Origin of the sequence: Xanthomonas pisi DSM 18956 (assembly GCF_001010415.1) — a bacterium.
Classification (GTDB): Bacteria; Pseudomonadota; Gammaproteobacteria; order Xanthomonadales; family Xanthomonadaceae; genus Xanthomonas; species Xanthomonas pisi.
The window spans coordinates 1-351 of record NZ_JPLE01000002.1 but is presented as its reverse complement, the minus strand read 5'-3'; the positions used below and the strand labels follow the sequence as shown (position 1 = coordinate 351).

Here is a 351-nt window from a genome sequence, read left to right as displayed (position 1 = left end):
CCGCCGTGGGCCAGCAGCCCCACCGGCAGGTCGTCCAGCCAGATCGCTTGTTGCTTGGGTGCGCCGTTGGTGTCGTAGTCGCCCAGCCAGTGGCCCGCCTCGTCGTAAAGCGTGTAGGTATTGGTGGTGCCCAGATAACGGCGTACCTGCTCGCCGCGGCCGTTGTAGCGGTAGTTCATGACCGCGGCACCTGCGCGCTTGACCTGGGTCATGCGGCCGGTGGTGTCGTACAGGTGCTCGCGTGCCTTGCCGCCGATGGTGAGGGTGTTGCCCATTTTTTAGTAAGTATGTGCCATTGTCAGCCTCCCGTAAAATTGATCCAGCCATAACTAGAGGTCTCCGGCACACTAG

1 pseudogene is annotated in these 351 nt (G+C 61.8%); it reads right to left on the bottom strand.

Annotated features, from left to right (window positions below):
- Window positions 1–278, bottom strand: a pseudogene (locus Y887_RS00185) (RHS repeat-associated core domain-containing protein); the annotation flags it as partial.
- Between the last annotated feature and the right edge of the window lie 73 nt (window positions 279–351).